The organism is Streptomyces sp. NPDC047043 (assembly GCF_040644055.1).
In the GTDB taxonomy this organism is placed as follows: Bacteria; Actinomycetota; Actinomycetes; order Streptomycetales; family Streptomycetaceae; genus Streptomyces.
On record NZ_JBEYVO010000014.1, the window covers coordinates 115,844 to 131,965 of the forward strand.

The 16,122-nt window shown below is 70.3% G+C and carries 14 protein-coding genes; 10 read left to right on the forward strand and 4 right to left on the reverse strand.

Going from position 1 to position 16,122, the window contains the following annotated elements:
- Positions 1-141: 141 nt before the first annotated feature.
- The 3 genes from xseA to ABZ880_RS22990 all read left to right on the forward strand — a co-directional run bounded on the left by xseA (position 142) and on the right by ABZ880_RS22990 (position 2,306).
- Positions 142-1,374, forward strand: coding sequence for an exodeoxyribonuclease VII large subunit (gene xseA / locus ABZ880_RS22980; protein WP_361265959.1), 1,233 nt, complete (start codon positions 142-144; stop codon positions 1,372-1,374).
- Positions 1,371-1,604, forward strand: coding sequence for an exodeoxyribonuclease VII small subunit (locus ABZ880_RS22985; RefSeq protein WP_361265962.1), 234 nt, complete (start codon positions 1,371-1,373; stop codon positions 1,602-1,604). The genes xseA and ABZ880_RS22985 overlap by 4 nt, the downstream gene beginning before the upstream one ends.
- A 111-nt stretch (positions 1,605-1,715) precedes the next feature.
- A complete protein-coding gene (locus ABZ880_RS22990) occupies positions 1,716-2,306 on the forward strand; it encodes a malonic semialdehyde reductase (protein WP_361265964.1) in 591 nt (196 codons plus the stop codon).
- 80 nt (positions 2,307-2,386) lie between these two features.
- Here ABZ880_RS22990 and ABZ880_RS22995 read toward each other — a convergent pair whose 3' ends face one another.
- Positions 2,387-2,908 (reverse strand): DUF4245 domain-containing protein, encoded by a 522-nt coding sequence (locus ABZ880_RS22995; protein ID WP_361265967.1) that lies wholly within the window; start codon positions 2,906-2,908, stop codon positions 2,387-2,389.
- Between the two features lie 127 nt (positions 2,909-3,035).
- Between ABZ880_RS22995 and glpX the strand changes: the two genes are divergently transcribed.
- Complete coding sequence (glpX, locus tag ABZ880_RS23000; protein ID WP_361265970.1) at positions 3,036-4,070, forward strand: class II fructose-bisphosphatase; 1,035 nt, start codon at positions 3,036-3,038, stop codon at positions 4,068-4,070.
- Between the two features lie 174 nt (positions 4,071-4,244).
- On the opposite strand, the gene ABZ880_RS23005 is transcribed toward glpX, so the two are convergent.
- Both ABZ880_RS23005 and ABZ880_RS23010 read right to left on the reverse strand, forming a co-directional pair.
- Positions 4,245-4,622, reverse strand: coding sequence for a WhiB family transcriptional regulator (locus tag ABZ880_RS23005; protein ID WP_361265973.1), 378 nt, complete (start codon positions 4,620-4,622; stop codon positions 4,245-4,247).
- A gap of 174 nt (positions 4,623-4,796) precedes the next feature.
- Positions 4,797-5,489, reverse strand: coding sequence for a DUF1707 domain-containing protein (locus ABZ880_RS23010; protein ID WP_361265976.1), 693 nt, complete (start codon positions 5,487-5,489; stop codon positions 4,797-4,799).
- Positions 5,490-5,646: 157 nt separating this feature from the next.
- Here ABZ880_RS23010 and ABZ880_RS23015 point away from each other — a divergent pair, with 157 nt between their 5' ends.
- From ABZ880_RS23015 to ABZ880_RS23040, 6 genes are all read left to right on the forward strand, one after another.
- On the forward strand, positions 5,647-7,314 hold the full coding sequence (locus ABZ880_RS23015) for a fumarate hydratase (protein WP_361265979.1): 1,668 nt from the start codon (positions 5,647-5,649) through the stop codon (positions 7,312-7,314).
- 170 nt (positions 7,315-7,484) lie between these two features.
- Positions 7,485-8,036: an SH3 domain-containing protein gene (locus tag ABZ880_RS23020; RefSeq protein WP_361265982.1), complete on the forward strand. Its 552-nt coding sequence runs from the start codon at positions 7,485-7,487 to the stop codon at positions 8,034-8,036.
- Positions 8,037-8,237: 201 nt separating this feature from the next.
- Positions 8,238-9,020, forward strand: coding sequence for a DUF2690 domain-containing protein (locus tag ABZ880_RS23025; protein WP_361265985.1), 783 nt, complete (start codon positions 8,238-8,240; stop codon positions 9,018-9,020).
- Positions 9,021-9,087: 67 nt separating this feature from the next.
- The gene (locus ABZ880_RS23030) at positions 9,088-10,473 is read left to right on the forward strand and encodes a class II fumarate hydratase (RefSeq protein ID WP_361265988.1); all 1,386 of its coding nucleotides are present in this window, start codon (positions 9,088-9,090) and stop codon (positions 10,471-10,473) included.
- A 72-nt stretch (positions 10,474-10,545) separates the two neighbouring features.
- The gene (locus ABZ880_RS23035) at positions 10,546-11,241 is read left to right on the forward strand and encodes a DUF402 domain-containing protein (RefSeq protein WP_361265991.1); all 696 of its coding nucleotides are present in this window, start codon (positions 10,546-10,548) and stop codon (positions 11,239-11,241) included.
- Between the two features lie 319 nt (positions 11,242-11,560).
- On the forward strand, positions 11,561-13,648 hold the full coding sequence (locus ABZ880_RS23040; RefSeq protein WP_361265994.1) for a SpoIIE family protein phosphatase: 2,088 nt from the start codon (positions 11,561-11,563) through the stop codon (positions 13,646-13,648).
- A 65-nt stretch (positions 13,649-13,713) separates the two neighbouring features.
- Here the strand turns inward: ABZ880_RS23040 and ABZ880_RS23045 are convergent, their stop codons facing one another.
- Positions 13,714-16,095 carry a transglycosylase domain-containing protein gene (locus ABZ880_RS23045; protein ID WP_361265997.1) on the reverse strand — a complete coding sequence of 794 codons (2,382 nt, stop codon included), beginning with the start codon at positions 16,093-16,095 and terminating at the stop codon, positions 13,714-13,716.
- Between the last annotated feature and the right edge of the window lie 27 nt (positions 16,096-16,122).

Below are 16,122 nucleotides of genomic sequence, written 5' to 3' on the forward strand. Positions count from 1 at the left end.
GACACAGCACATGAGGCACGGCTGCTTTCCGTCGCCCCGTGGCGGCCGTCCACGCCTGTCCGCACCCGCCGGCGTCCGTCGGCGTGTCACGGCGGCTCACGGCTCGGCGGCGTTGTCGTACCCGGCCGTTACTCTCGCGGCATGGCTTTGAACACGTCCGCCGAGACCCCGCTGCCCGTCGGTGAGGTCTCGCGGCTCATCGGGGGGTGGATCGACCGGCTCGGGGCCGTGTGGGTCGAGGGGCAGATCACCCAGCTGTCGCGGCGGCCCGGCGCCGGCGTGGTGTTTCTGACGCTGCGGGATCCCTCGTACGACATCTCCGTCAGCGTCACCTGTTATCGCCAGGTGTTCGACGCGGTCGCCGACGTCGTGACCGAGGGCGCGCGGGTCGTCGTACTCGCGAAGCCCGAGTGGTATGCACCGCGCGGGCAGCTCTCGCTGCGGGCCGCCGAGATAAGGCCCGTGGGAGTCGGTGAACTGCTCGCCCGGCTCGAGCAGTTGAAGAAGGCTCTCGCCGCGGAGGGGCTGTTCGCGCCGGAGCGGAAGAAGCCGCTGCCCTTCCTGCCGCAGCTCGTGGGGCTTGTGTGCGGCCGTGCCTCCGCCGCCGAGCGGGATGTCCTGGAGAACGCCCGGCACCGCTGGCCCGCCGTCCGCTTCGAGGTGCGCAACGTCGCCGTCCAGGGCGTGCACGCCGTCCCGCAGGTCGTGCAGGCCGTGAAGGAGCTCGACGAGCTCGGCGACGTGGACGTGATCATCGTCGCGCGCGGGGGCGGCAGCGTGGAGGATCTGCTGCCGTTCTCCGACGAGCAGCTCGTGCGCGCCGTCGCCGCGTGCCGCACGCCGGTCGTCTCCGCCATCGGGCACGAGCCCGACACCCCCCTCCTCGACTACGTCGCCGACCTGCGGGCCTCGACCCCGACGGACGCCGCCAAGAAGGTCGTACCGGACGTCGGGGAGGAGTACGAGCGCGTCCAGCAGCTGCGCCACCGCGCGCGCAGGTGCGTCGAGGCGCTCGTCGAGCGGGAGGAGCGCGGGCTCGCCCATGCGCTCGCCCGGCCCTCGATAGAGGACCCGCACCGGATGATCGACGAGCGGGCCGACCATGTGGCCTCGCTGGTCGAGCGATCGCGGCGCACCGTCGGGCACCTCCTCGACCGCGCCGACTCGGAGCTGACGCACACGCACGCGCGCGTGGTGGCCCTCTCCCCCGCCGCCACCCTGAAGCGCGGGTACGCCGTGCTGCAGAAGGCCGGCGGGCACGTCGTGCGCGACCCGGGCGAGGTCACGGCGGACGAGCCGCTGCGGGCGCGGGTCTCCGAGGGCGAGTTCTCCGTACGAGTGGATGCCGAGCCGATGCATAGGGTGGGCGAATGACCAGCAAGGTGGATGAGGCGCTCGGCTACGAGCAGGCGCGGGACGAGCTGATCGAGGTCGTACGGCGGCTGGAGGCGGGCGGTACGACGCTGGAGGAGTCCCTCGCGCTCTGGGAGCGCGGCGAGGAGCTGGCCAAGGTGTGCCGGCGCTGGCTGGACGGCGCCCGGGCCCGGCTGGACGCGGCCCTCGCCGAGGAGGAAGAGGCCGAGGACGGGGCGGACGGGGAGTAACCAGCCGCGTGCGCTGTGAGTCGGATCACCACGCTCCGGTTTTTGTTGAAGGTTGAACTTCTCTGGTTTAGTGTCGGTACCACCTACCGCTCATCTCCCGAGAAGGCCGATATGTCCCTCGTTCTTGACCCCGCCGCCCAGGACCTGCTGTTCCGCGAGGCCCGCACCGCGAACACCTTCACCGACGAGCCGGTGACCGACGAGCAGGTGCAGGCGATCTACGACCTGGTCAAGTACGGCCCGACCGCCTTCAACCAGTCGCCGCTGCGCATCACCCTGGTCCGCTCCGCCGAGGCCCGCGAGCGCCTCGTGCAGCACATGGCCGAGGGCAACCAGCCGAAGACGGCGACGGCCCCGCTGGTCGCGATCCTCTCCGCGGACAACGAGTTCCACGAGGAGCTGCCGGCCCTCTTCCCGCACTTCCCGGCCGCCAAGGACGTCTTCTTCTCCGAGCGCCCGGCCCGCGAGGGTGCCGCCGCGCTGAACGCCGCCCTGCAGGCCGCGTACTTCATCGTCGGCGTCCGTGCCGCCGGCCTGGCCGCCGGCCCGATGACCGGTGTCGACTTCGCGGGCGTCCAGAAGGAGTTCCTGGACGGCGACCACACCCCGCTGATGGTGGTCAACATCGGCAAGCCGGGCGAGGACGCCTGGTTCCCGCGCTCGCCGCGCCTGGAGTACGAGCAGGTCGTGACAACGGTCTGAGCGACCCCCGCGGGACAGCGAGCCCCGCATGACACAGGCCCCCGGCACATACGCCGGGGGCCTCTTCGTGTCCGGGGCGGTCAGGACATCTTCAGCGCCTGCGCCATCTCCGTCAGCTGCTTGAACGAGCCCGTGCCCGCGACCACCGTCGTCGAGCTCCTGCCGGGGAGGACCAGGGCGTCGTAGCGGCCGCCGGTGTAGTGCGTCCAGGTCCGGCCGGCAATCTCCTGGGTGGTCTTCGTCGCCTTCGCACCCTGGCTGGCCTCGTCGATGAACGTCGACGCCTTCTGAGTCGACTGCTCGACCTGCACGTACTGGTCGTCGGGGGTGTGGAAGCCCAGATGCCAGGAATCGAAGTCGTCACCCCGGAAGCGGACCGAGGTCGCCTTCCAGCTCTTGGACAGGCCCTCGGGGGCGGCCACCGGGTAGTCCGCGGCGCGGCGCGCCGTGAGCAGCTCGACACGGTAGTCGACCCGCGGGATGTCGGGAGCCGAGTCGTCGTGCGGAATGAAGACGTAGATGACCGCCGCCGCGATCCCGATCAGGCCCAGGGAGAGGATCATGTCCCGGACCGTTTTCTGCCTGCCGTTCGAACCTGCCACGTCCCCTATCGTCGCAGGTGCCCGGTCCGCTCATCCGTGGGGTCCCCTGCTCATTTTGTCGGACTGACGATAGAGTCGAGGATCGAACCCTCATCCGGCCGTCGTCGTATCAGAAAGGTGCGCCTCGATGACCGAGCATCATCACTTGCCGTCCGAACTCGAAGTCCCCAGCGAAGCCCCCGACCGCAACCTCGCCCTTGAACTCGTCCGGGTGACCGAAGCAGCCGCGATGGCGGCCGGCCGCTGGGTCGGGCGGGGCGACAAGAACGGCGCCGACGGTGCCGCGGTGCGCGCCATGCGGACCCTCGTCCACACCGTGTCGATGAACGGCGTGGTCGTCATCGGCGAGGGCGAGAAGGACGAGGCGCCGATGCTCTTCAACGGGGAGCGGGTCGGCGACGGGACCGGGCCCGAGTGCGACATCGCCGTCGATCCGATCGACGGAACCACCCTCACGGCCAAGGGCATGCCGAACGCCATTGCCGTGCTGGCGGCTGCGGACCGGGGGTCGATGTTCGACCCGTCCGCCGTCTTCTACATGGACAAGCTGGTCACGGGGCCCGAGGCGGCGGACTTCGTCGACATCGACGCGCCCGTGTCGGTGAACATCCGGCGCGTCGCCAAGGCGAAGCGTTCGACGCCGGAGGACGTGACCGTGGTGATCCTCGACCGGCCTCGGCACGAGGGGATCATCAAGGAGATCCGGGAGGCCGGGGCGCGGATCAAGCTGATCTCCGACGGTGACGTGGCGGGTTCCATCTACGCGCTGCGCGAAGGTACCGGCGTCGACATGCTGCTCGGCATCGGCGGTACGCCGGAGGGGATCATCTCGGCCTGTGCGGTGAAGTGTCTCGGAGGCACGATCCAGGGGAAGTTGTGGCCCAAGGACGACGAGGAGCGGGCTCGGGCGATCGATGCCGGGCACGATCTGGATCGGGTGCTGGGGACCGACGACCTGGTGTCGGGCGAGAACGTCTTCTTCGTCGCCACAGGGATCACCGACGGTGAGTTGCTGCGGGGTGTTCGGTACCGGTCGGATTCGGCGACGACCGACTCGATCGTGATGCGGTCGAAGTCGGGGACGGTGCGACGGATCGACTCGGAGCACCGGCTCAGCAAGCTGCGTGCTTACAGTGCGATCGACTTCGATCGCGCCAAATAGCCCGGGGCTGCGGGCTGCTGGGCGGGTGCGGGTGATCTGTGGCTTGTCGCGCCCACGCGGCGGAGCCGCAAACTGATACAGCCCCGCACCCCTGGCGGTGACCGCGGTTGCCCAGCGTCGAAGGGGCGCCCCCTGGTGCGGTAGGGGGCGCCCCTTTCATGCGCAGTCGACGGGCTAGCCCGCTGCCGCTATGCGGCCCTGTGCGCGGGTCGCCTTCTTCAGCTCCATTTCGCGGCGGCGGCGACGGGCCAGGACCACTCGGCGTTCTGCTGCGGTGAGGCCGCCCCAGACGCCGTAGGGCTCGGGTTGCAGGAGCGCGTGCTCGCGGCATTCGACCATGACCGGGCAGCGGGCACAGACGCGCTTGGCCGCCTCCTCGCGGGAGAGCCGGGCGGCGGTGGGTTCCTTGGAGGGGGCGAAGAACAGGCCGGCCTCGTCGCGCCGGCACACCGCCTCGGTGTGCCATGGAGCGTCTTGGTCCCTGTCCCGCACTGGCACCCGCTGGGCCGGAACGGCAGCTACCTGCAGGGACGAATGCGGCGGTTGCAGCACGGTCTACTCCTGACGACGGCTTCGCGAGCGAGAGACGATGCAGCAAGGCCTACCCGCTGTACGCGCGCCTATGCACTGAGTTCCGAACCGCTGGACTTCGGGTGGTCCCGAGCGCCTGCCGGCCCCGCCCGCAGGTGGACCAATTCCCTTCGGGCGCCACCGAATTCACAACCGTCAACGATCCAGGTGTTTGCGCAAACTCCTGTCGACCTTGTGCTGCACCCGATCGAGAATGTCCGCCACGAGCTTGCCCCGCTTCGGCCGCGCCTCGACGTTGCCCAGCACGGCCCAGCCGTCGATGTAGACGACGGGGGCGTCCGGATCGGTCGAATCCAGGGGCGCCACCTCGAAGTTGCCCAGGACTCCGCCGCCGGTGCCGCGCAGCGAGATGTTCTCCGGGACGCGGATCTCGACGTTGCCGAAGACCGAGATCGTCTTGATCACGACCTGCTGGTACTCGAAGAGCGCCTCGCTGAGGTCTATGTCCACGCTGCCGAAGATCGCATACGCATGGATACGGCGCCCGGCGCGCCAGCGGCCCTTGCGGACCGCGCTGCTGAAGACCGCCACAACGTTGTCGTCCGGGTCGGCCGGGATCGCGCCCAGGGTGGGGCGGTTGGGGGCCGCGGCGAAGGCGGGGGCCGCGCGGTGCCGGTGGGCCGCGGGCAGGTCCCGTATGAAGACCTCCAGCTCGCCGACCGTCTTGGCGGCGAGCACGCCCTCGACCCGCTCGGCGTGCTCGTCGGCGGTCAGGCGGCCCTCGGCGAGGGCGTCGCGCAGGATGTCGGCGATGCGGTCGCGGTCGGCGTCCGAGGCCCGCAGCTCGGGCGCCGCGGGTGCGGGTTCGGTGTGCTTCTGAAGGTCCACGACAGCAGCGTACCCAAACGCGATAGATCGCGACTACCCCAAACCGGGAACCAACTGAGGACAACCTCACAAGCCCGCTGTCAGCGGCAGGTTCTACGCTGGTGGGCGCCCGCCAGTGTCGGCGGGCGGCCGTCTGTCGAGTGAGGAATGGGCTGCGATGCCTGAGTTCGCGTACACCGATCTGCTCCCCATGGGAGAGGACACCACCCCCTACCGGCTGGTGACCTCCGAAGGTGTCTCCACCTTCGAGGCCGACGGGCGGACGTTCCTCAAGGTGGAGCCGGAGGCGCTGCGCAAGCTCGCCGAGGAGGCCATCCACGACATCCAGCACTACCTGCGGCCCGCGCACCTGGCCCAGCTGCGGCGGATCATCGACGACCCCGAGGCCTCCAGCAACGACAAGTTCGTGGCCCTGGACCTGCTGAAGAACGCCAACATCGCGGCCGCCGGTGTGCTCCCCATGTGCCAGGACACCGGCACGGCGATCGTCATGGGCAAGCGCGGGCAGAACGTGCTCACCGAGGGCGGCGACGAGGCGGCCCTCAGCCGTGGCATCTACGACGCCTACCTGAACCTCAATCTGCGGTACTCGCAGATGGCCCCGCTGACCATGTGGGACGAGAAGAACACCGGGTCCAACCTCCCCGCGCAGATCGAGCTGTACGCCACCGACGGCGGCGCGTACAAGTTCCTGTTCATGGCGAAGGGCGGCGGCTCGGCCAACAAGTCGTTCCTGTACCAGGAGACGAAGGCCGTTCTGAACGAGGCCTCCATGATGAAGTTCCTGGAGGAGAAGATCCGTTCGCTGGGTACGGCCGCCTGCCCGCCGTACCACCTGGCGATCGTGGTGGGCGGTACGTCCGCCGAGTACGCGCTGAAGACCGCCAAGTACGCCTCCGCGCACTACCTGGACGAGATCCCGGCCGAGGGCTCCGAGCTGGGCCACGGCTTCCGGGACAAGGAGCTGGAGGAGAAGGTCTTCGAGCTGACGCAGAAGATCGGGATCGGGGCGCAGTTCGGCGGCAAGTACTTCTGCCACGACGTGCGCGTGGTGCGGCTGCCGCGGCACGGCGCCTCCTGCCCGGTCGCCATCGCCGTCTCCTGCTCGGCCGACCGTCAGGCCGTCGCGAAGATCACCGCCGAGGGCGTCTTCCTGGAGCAGCTGGAGACCGACCCGGCGCGCTTCCTGCCGGAGACGACCGACGAGCACCTCGACGAGTCCTCCGACGTCGTCAAGATCGACCTGAACCAGCCGATGGAGTCGATCCTCGCCGAGCTGACCAAGTACCCGGTGAAGACCCGGCTTTCGCTCACCGGCCCCCTCGTCGTGGCCCGTGACATCGCGCACGCCAAGATCAAGGAGCGCCTTGACGCGGGCGAGGAGATGCCGCAGTACCTGAAGGACCACCCGGTGTACTACGCGGGCCCGGCGAAGACGCCGGAGGGCTACGCGTCCGGCTCCTTCGGCCCGACCACGGCCGGCCGTATGGACAGCTACGTCGAGCAGTTCCAGGCGGCCGGCGGCTCCAAGGTCATGCTCGCCAAGGGCAACCGCAGCAAGCAGGTCACGGACGCCTGCGACGCGCACGGCGGCTTCTACCTCGGCTCCATCGGCGGCCCGGCCGCGCGCCTCGCCCAGGACTGCATCAAGAAGGTCGAGGTCGTCGAGTACGAGGAGCTCGGCATGGAGGCGGTCTGGAAGATCGAGGTCGAGGACTTCCCGGCGTTCATCGTGGTCGACGACAAGGGCAACGACTTCTTCCAGGACCCGGCGCCCGCGCCGACGTTCACGACCATTCCGGTACGGGGGCCCGGACTGGCCTAGCGTCCCGGGACGCCGTACGACATCGCCGTACGACGTCGGCCGACTCCTGGATGCCGTCCCACTTCGTCCCAGGAACGGGTGGGACGGCATCTTTGCGAAGTTCGCCGGAAACGCTCCGTGCTGACTGGATCACAGCCCGTGATCCGCAGGTCATCTCGGAGGGACAACCCATGATTCGACGCACACTGCGCGGTGGTCTCGTCGCCGCGTTCGCGGTCGTCGCCGTCTTCCCGGTGGCGGCCGTCGCCTCCGCCGGGCCGGCCGCGCCCGCCCACGCCTGGAACTCCACTCCCCCGCAGATCTCCGTGCCGGGGTGGCAGCCGGTAGCCACGCCGTCCGTGCTGCCCGCCCGGCCGAAGGCCCCGAAGCACCACGCCCACCACACCGCGTGCCACCACCTGACGAAGCACACCCGGCGGCACTCGGTCGCCCGCACCGGCTACCAGCGCCGGATCGGGCACCTCCACGGCGTCCGGCACCTCGTCACGACGCACACCTGGGGCGACGTCACCACCCGCCACCTGCGGCTGAACGTCCGGTCCGGTCCGGGCACCGGGTACCGCGTCGTCGGCTCGCGGCCGGCCGGCGCCCGGGTGGCCGTCACCTGCAAGGTGCGGGGCTCCGTCGTCCGCGGCAACCACCGCTGGTACCGGCTCCCCCACCACAAGGGCTATGTCTCCGCCCGCTACGTGCGCAACCTCAGCACCGTCCGCTGGTGCTGACGGCCACTCGACCGCACCACTCATGATCCGTGGCACCTCCCGGCGGGAGGTGCCACCCGGTCGACCGGCCGTCCCCCGGGTGGCGTAATCGCAGGTCAACTCCCCTTCATATTCCGGTGATCGCGGTATGAGCGGGCACCGTCACCGGGAACACATCAGGCGGTCACTCCGGCACGGCGAGGGAGCGAGATGGAGAGCCACGTGACGGTCAAGAGGCAGCGGCTGCCCGACGCGTCGCAGGACGAGGGGCGGCTCCTGACGGAGCGGCTGCGTACCCTCAAGCAACGGACGGGGCTGAGCCTGGCGGCACTGGCCACCGTCACCCCGTTCAGCAAGTCGACCTGGCACCGCTATCTGAACGGCGACCAGTTCCCGCCCCGGGCGGCGGTCGTGGCGCTGGCCCGGCTCGCGAACGCCGATCCCGGCCCGCTGCTCGCCCTGTGGGACTCCGCCGCCCGGGCGCAGGCCGACGCGGCGGCCACCATGAAGCGGCCGCCGGCCCCGCCCGCGGTCGTACGGCGGCCCCGCCGCCTGCGCCGGCCGAGTCGCGCCGTCGTCGCCCTCGCCGCCATGGCCGCCACCGTGGCCGTCACCGCCGGCGCCGCGGACGTACTGGACCCCGACCACGCCGCGGCGACCAGAACGGCCGCCTCCTGCCACGGCGGCGACTGCCAGGGGGAACTCCCCACCTCCGAGACCTGCGACCGGGACGCCCGTACCGAAAGCAGCGTCACCGAAGGCGCCGAGGCCGTACTGCTGCGCTTCTCCCCGTCCTGCGCCACGGTCTGGTCCGAACTGCGCACCCACGCGGGCGGCCCGCGGGAGATCTCGATCAGGTCGGGCCAGGACGAACTGTCCGCTCAGTACCCGGGTCACCGGTCGGACGGGTACAGCAGCCCGATGCTGGCCGCGCCGGACCCGCGCGGGGCACAGGCGTGCGCCGAGGTGGCCGGAAAGCCCGCCTGCACCGCGCTGCCACGGTGAGATCCGGTCATGCCCCCGGGTGGCCGGGAGTCCGGAACATCCCCACCTCCCCGATCGCTATACGGACATGAGCGAATACCGCATCGAGCACGACTCCATGGGCGAGGTACGGGTCCCGGCGGACGCCAAGTGGCGGGCCCAGACGCAGCGTGCCGTCGAGAACTTCCCCATCTCCGGGCAGCGCATCGAGCGCGCCCACATCGAGGCCCTCGCCAGGATCAAGGGCGCGGCGGCGAAGGTGAACGCGCGGCTCGGGGTGCTCGACAAGGACATCGCGGAGGCGATCCAGGAGGCGGCCGGTGAGGTCGCCGAGGGGCGGTGGGACGAGCACTTCCCCATCGACGTCTTCCAGACCGGGTCCGGGACCTCGTCCAACATGAACACCAACGAGGTCATCGCCACGCTCGCCACCGAGCGGCTCGGCAGGGACGTACACCCCAACGACCATGTGAACGCCTCACAGTCCTCCAACGACGTCTTCCCCTCCTCCATCCACATCGCCGCCACCGCCGCCGTCACCCGTGATCTGATCCCCGCACTGGAGCACCTCGCCGGCTCCCTCGAGCGCAAGGCCGAGGAGTTCGGGGACGTGGTGAAGTCGGGGCGGACGCATCTGATGGACGCCACGCCCGTGACCCTCGGCCAGGAGTTCGGCGGATACGCGGCCCAGATCCGCTACGGCGTGGAGCGGCTGCACGCCTCCCTCCCCCGCCTCGCCGAGCTGCCACTCGGCGGCACCGCCGTCGGCACCGGCATCAACACCCCGCCCGGCTTCTCCGCCGCCGTCATCGAGGAGGTCGCCCGCGTCACGGGGCTGCCGCTCACCGAGGCCCGCAACCACTTCGAGGCGCAGGGCGCCCGGGACGGGATCGTCGAGACCAGCGGGCAGCTGCGCACCGTCGCCGTAGGACTCACGAAGATCGCGAACGATCTGCGGTGGATGGCCTCCGGGCCGCGGACCGGGCTCGCCGAGATCAACCTGCCCGATCTGCAGCCCGGTTCGTCGATCATGCCCGGCAAGGTCAACCCCGTGATCCCCGAGGCCGTGCTCATGGTCGCCGCCCAGGTCACCGGCAATGACGCCACCGTCGCCGCCGCCGGGGCCGCCGGCAACTTCGAGCTCAACGTGATGCTGCCGGTCATCGCCAGGAACGTGCTGGAGTCCGTACGGCTGCTCGCCAACGTCTCCCGGCTGCTCGCCGACCGCACCGTCGACGGAATCACCGCCAACCGGGAGCGGGCGCGCGAGTACGCCGAGTCCTCGCCGTCCGTCGTCACGCCGCTCAACAAGTACATCGGGTACGAGGAGGCCGCCAAGGTCGCCAAGAAGGCCCTCGCGGAGCGGCGGACGATCCGCGAAGTCGTCCTGGAGAGCGGGTACGTGGAGCGCGGTGACCTCACGGAAGAGCAGCTCGACGAGGCCCTGGATGTCCTGCGTATGACGCATCCGTAACCAATCGTCGCCCCGGCGAGAACCGTGACGCGCGCCGCAGCGTCGTATGCCTGTGGCACCTAATATCTGTTCATGGCAGAGGGTGGAGCGGTGAGAGCGGAAGTGGACACGGGTTCGGCGACGGGCTTCTGGGCCCCCGGGACACAGGTCCTGTGGCGATACCGGGAGAACGCCGGCGAGCGCTTCCACATCGCGCGCCCCGTCACCGTCGTCCGCGACGACGCCGAACTGCTCGCCGTCTGGATGGCGCCCGGCACCGAGTGCGTGAAGCCGGTGCTCGCCGACGGTACGCCCGTGCACCTGGAACCCCTGGGATCGCGCTACACCAAGCCCCGGACCGTACAGCGCGACCGGTGGTTCGGCACGGGCGTGCTGAAGCTGGCCCGGCCCGGTGAGCCCTGGTCCGTGTGGCTGTTCTGGGAGCCGGGCTGGCAGTTCAAGAACTGGTACGTGAATCTCGAGACGCCGCTTGAGCGTTGGGGTGGCGGGGTCGACTCCGAGGACCACTTTCTCGACATCTCCGTGCACCCGGACCGCAGTTGGCACTGGCGTGACGAGGACGAGTTCGCACAGGCCCGACGGGACGGACTGATGGACGATCAAGTCGCCGAACGGGTACGGCAGGCGGGGCGGGACGCAGTGGAGGTGATCCGCGCCTGGGGCCCGCCCTTCAGCGAGGGCTGGCAGCACTGGCGCCCGGATCCGTCCTGGGCTGTACCGTCTTTGCCGGAGGACTGGGACCGTACGCCCGCGCACATGTCCACATGAGACCCTTGATGCGCCCCCGGTCCACAACCGTAGGATCGTCCTCCGCAAGGGAGCGCAACGGCAACTCCCGGAGCATGCGCTGGGCTTGACCGATCGTCACCGAGGGGCGGCAGGACGTGAGCGAGGGGTACAAGGGCAACACCGGTAGGGCCTGCCCTGACCGCAGACGGTTCGCCGATGGCACAGGAACAGCCTCTGACCACGCGGGAATCCCGTTCCGGGGGCACCTATTCCGGGTATCGGGATTTCGGCGGGACGAACTGTACGCACGGCGTGCAGCCCCGGACGGACGGATTCGACGCGCGTGACGGAGCACCCCATGTCCTTCGAGCGCCCACAGCCGGGCGCCGACCCCGCGGACCCCCGCGGGGCGCTCCTGCACACCCAGACGCCCGCGCCCTCGGCCGCCTTACCCGCACAGGCGCGCACGGGAGAGACGCCGTCGACGCCGGGCACGGCCAAGCCGTGCGGCAAGGGAAAGGAACCGGCCTCGCCCCCCTCCGACACCAGCGGCCCCGAGCACTCACAGCCCGCGGCCGTGGAACCAGACACGCACCGCCCTCGGCCCGTGCCCGAGAGCATCCCGGCCCAGCCCGGCACCGAGCAGAACGGCCCGCAGGGGTCCGGGAGCCAGGAACGCCGCAAGGGACAGGGAGTGCAGCCCGGCCAGCCCACGCCGATGCGGCGCGACGGGGACCGGCTGCGGTTCGTGGGCGCCGCCACGCGCCGGATCGCCCGCGGCATCGACCTCGACGAGATCGTCATGGGCCTGTGCCGGGCCACCGTGCCGACCTTCTCGGACGCGATCCTCGTCTATCTGCGCGACCCGCTGCCCGTCGGCGACGAGCGGCCCACCGGCCCGCTGCTGCTGCGCCTGCGCCGCACCGACCGGATCCCGGCCGAGCGGGACACCGAGGGCGGCTTCTCGCCCGCACTGCAGCCGGAGCCCGCGGAGATCTCGGGGCTCGACGCGCTGGGCGCCGAGATGTGCGAGGTGCGGCCCGGCAGCGCGCTCGCCGAGGTGCTGCGCGGAGTGCGGCCGGTCTTCACCGACGCGCCCGCCGCCCATGCCGCCCTGCCCGAACTTCTGGGCGAGGGTGGAGAGTTGGTCGTACCCGGCGGTCAGCGCGCGATCCTCGCCCCGCTGCGCGGCCGGCGCCGCGTGATCGGCGCCGCGCTGTTCCTGCGCCGGCCGGAGCGCCTCGCCTTCGAGCCCGACGACCTCCTGGTCGCCGCCCAGCTCGCCACACACAGCGCGCTCGGCATCGACAAGGCGGTGCTGTACGGCCGCGAGGCGTACATCGCCGACGAGCTGCAGCGCACCATGCTGCCCGAGACCCTCCCGCGCCCCACGGGCGTACGGCTGGCCTCCCGCTACCTCCCGGCCGCCGAGACGGCACGCGTGGGCGGCGACTGGTACGACGCCATCCCGCTGCCGGGCAGCCGCGTCGCGCTGGTGGTGGGCGACGTCATGGGCCACTCCATGACCAGCGCGGCCATCATGGGCCAGCTGCGCACGACCGCGCAGACCCTCGCCGGGCTCGACCTGCCCCCGCAGGAGGTCCTGCACCACCTCGACGAACAGGCCCAGCGGCTGGGCACCGACCGCATGGCGACCTGCCTCTACGCGGTCTACGACCCCGTCTCGCACCGCATCACCATCGCCAACGCCGGCCATCCGCCGCCGGTCCTGCTGCACCTGGGCGGCCGCGCCGAGGTGCTGCGGGTGCCGCCGGGGGCGCCGATCGGTGTGGGCGGCGTCGACTTCGAGGCCGTGGAGCTGGACGCCCCTGCGGGAGCGACCCTGCTGCTGTACACCGACGGGCTCGTGGAGTCGCGCCTCAGGGACGTGTGGACCGGCATAGAGCAGCTGCGCGAGAAGCTCGCCGCGACCGCTCAGCTGACCGGACCCGACCATCCGCCGCCGCTCGAGGCCCTGTGCGATGAGGTGCTCGACATGCTCGGCCCGGGCGACCGGGACGACGACATCGCGCTGCTCGCCGCCCGCTTCGACGGCATCGCGCCGAGCGACGTGGCGTACTGGTTCCTGGAGCCCGAGGACGCGGCACCCGGCCGCGCCCGGCGGCTCGCCCGGCGGGCGCTGTCCCGGTGGGGCCTGGAGGAGCTCAGCGACTCCGTGGAGCTCCTCGTGAGCGAGGTCGTGACGAACGCCGTGCGGTACGCCTCCCGGCCGGTCACGCTGCGGCTGCTGCGGACCGACGTACTGCGGTGCGAAGTCGGCGACGACGTACCGCAGTTGCCGCGGCTCAGGCAGGCCCGGGCCACCGACGAGGGCGGACGCGGGCTCTACCTGGTGAACAGGCTGGCCCGACGGTGGGGCGCGACCCGGCTCAGCACCGGCAAGGTGGTCTGGTTCGAGCTCAGCAAGACCCCCGCACAGATCTGACGGTCACGGCACGACGAAGAAGGGGCGCCCGGTCTTCGCCGGGCGCCCCTTCTTGTGGTCGGTAGCTACTGCTGACCGTTCGGGTTCAGCGGGTCCACCGGATCGGTGCCGTCCGTCGGAGTCGACGTCGACGGAGTCGTCGGCGTCTGGGTCGGCGTCTGCGTGGGTGTCTGGGTCGGGGTCTGCGTCGGCGTCTTCGTCGGGGTCGGCGACGTCGGCGCCTCGCTCGTCGGAGTCTGCGACGGCGTCCGGGACGGGGTCTGCGACGGCGTCGGCGTGTACGTCGGCTGGACCGCCGCGCCCTGCGTGGTGTCCAGGTCGAACTTCAGGCCCGTCTCGGAGACGCCGAAGGTGTACGCCGCCCAGATCTGCGCCGGGAAGCCACCACCGTTGACACGGGGCAGCCCGCCCGCCTTGTACATCGAGACCTGGGCGCCGCTCTTCTTGGACTCACCGAACAGGCCCACCGAGGTGACCAGGTCGGGCGTGTAGCCCGTGAACCAGGCCGAGCGGTTCTCGTCGGACGTACCCGTCTTGCCGGCCACCTTCCGGCCGTCGCGGTTGGCGTTGTCCCGCACCGACACCTTGGCCGTACCGTCGTCGACCACGCCGGTCAGCACCGAGGTGACCGAGTCGGCGGCCTCGCGGCTGACGACCTGTTCGCCGATCGGGTTCGGCAGGGTGACCGAATGCCTGCTGTTCTCCACGGACTTGATGATGGTCGGGGTGACCTTCTTGCCGTGGTTGTCGAGGGTCGCGTACACACCGGCCATCTGCAGCGGGCTCGCGCCCATCGTGCCGAGGGTCTGCGCGGGTACGGCCTTCAGGTCCGCGGTGTCCATGCCGAGCTGGCTCGCGACCTTCAGCACCTTGTCCATGCCCACGTCCACGCCCATCTGCGCGAAGACGGAGTTGACGGACTTGTTCATCGCCGTCTGGACGGTGATGTTGCCGTAGTTCTGGTCGTCCTCGTTCTCCGGAGCGAAGCCGACCTTGGAGCCGTCGTCCACGACCTGGCGCTTGCTGGTGCCGTCGTAGACCGTGTTCGCGGTGATCGGCTTGTCGCTCTGCGTCTGGGCGTCCTCGTCCAGGGCGGCGGCGAGGATGACCGGCTTGAACGTCGAGGCGGGCTGGTAGTCCGTGCGGGTCGCGTTGTTGCGGAAGTGCTTGTAGTAGTCCTGGCCGCCGTACATCGCCACGACCGCGCCCGTCTTCGGGTTCACGGAGACGGCACCGGCCTGGACGTCCGCGTCGACCGAGCGCTTCTTCGGGTCGAGCTTGCTGGTCAGCTGCGACTTGGCGGCCTTCTCCAGCGCCGCCTGCTTCTTCTTGTCGATGTTGAGCGTGATGGTCCAGCCGCCGGCCTTGACCATGTTCACGGCGTCGTTGATGTTGTCGGCGGTGCCCTGGGTGACCAGCTGCTTGGCGAGCTGGTTGTTGGCCGCGTCCACCAGGTAGCCGGTCTGGCCGCCCATGCCGGGCGCCGCCTTGGGCGCCTCGGGCGTCGGGAACTTCATGTCGTCGCGCTTGGTCTTGTCCAGCCAGCCCTCCTCGACCATGTTGTCGAGGACGTAGTTCCAGCGGGCCTGCACGAGCTTCTTGCCGGTGTCGGTCGCGATCGCCCAGTCGTACTGGTTCGGCGCCTGCAGCAGCGCGGCGAGATAGGCGCCCTTCTCGACCGAGAGGTCCTCGGCGTCGACGCGGTAGTAGGCCTGGGCCGCGGCCTGGATGCCGTAGGCGCCACGGCCGTAGTAGCTGGTGTTGATGTAGCCGGCGAGGATGTAGTCCTTGGACTTCGTCCGGTCCAGCTTCAGGGAGATGACCAGTTCCTTCAGCTTGCGCGTGACGGTCTGGTTCTGCGTCAGGTAGAAGTTCTTGACGTACTGCTGGGTGATGGTCGAACCACCCTGGGCGCCCTTGCCGGAGAGCGTGTTGAGCAGACCGCGGGCGGTGCCCTTGAGGTCGACGCCGTTGTCCTTGTAGAACGTCTTGTTCTCTGCGGCGACGAAGGTCCGCTGGACCGGCTTCGGCACCTTCGCCAGGTCCACGATCTCGCGGTTGCGCTCACCGTCGCGGGTCAGCAGCTTGCCGTCGCTGTATTTGTAGACGTTGCTCTGCAGCGTCGCGTCGGCGTTGCCCTTGGGGATGTCGATCATCAGGTACAGCGCGACGAAGGCGCCCATGCCGAGCAGGCACATCGCGAAGAACGCCCCGACGATCTTCTTCCAGGTGAACAGCCGGCGTATGAAGCTCTTGCCGTCCTTGTTCTTGCCGTTGCTCTTGCCCTTGCCTCTGCCCTGAGCCGCCCTGCGCGCCGCGGCCCGGCCGCCGACGACCGTGACCGGCTCCTCCGGCAGTGCCGCGGTCGCCGTTGCCCCGGACGAGCGCGTGGGCGCCGCGCGGCGGCCACCGCGCTGTCGCGCTCGTCTGTCTTCCGCTCGTCCCATTGGTCCGATCCGCTCCGCTTCGTTCAT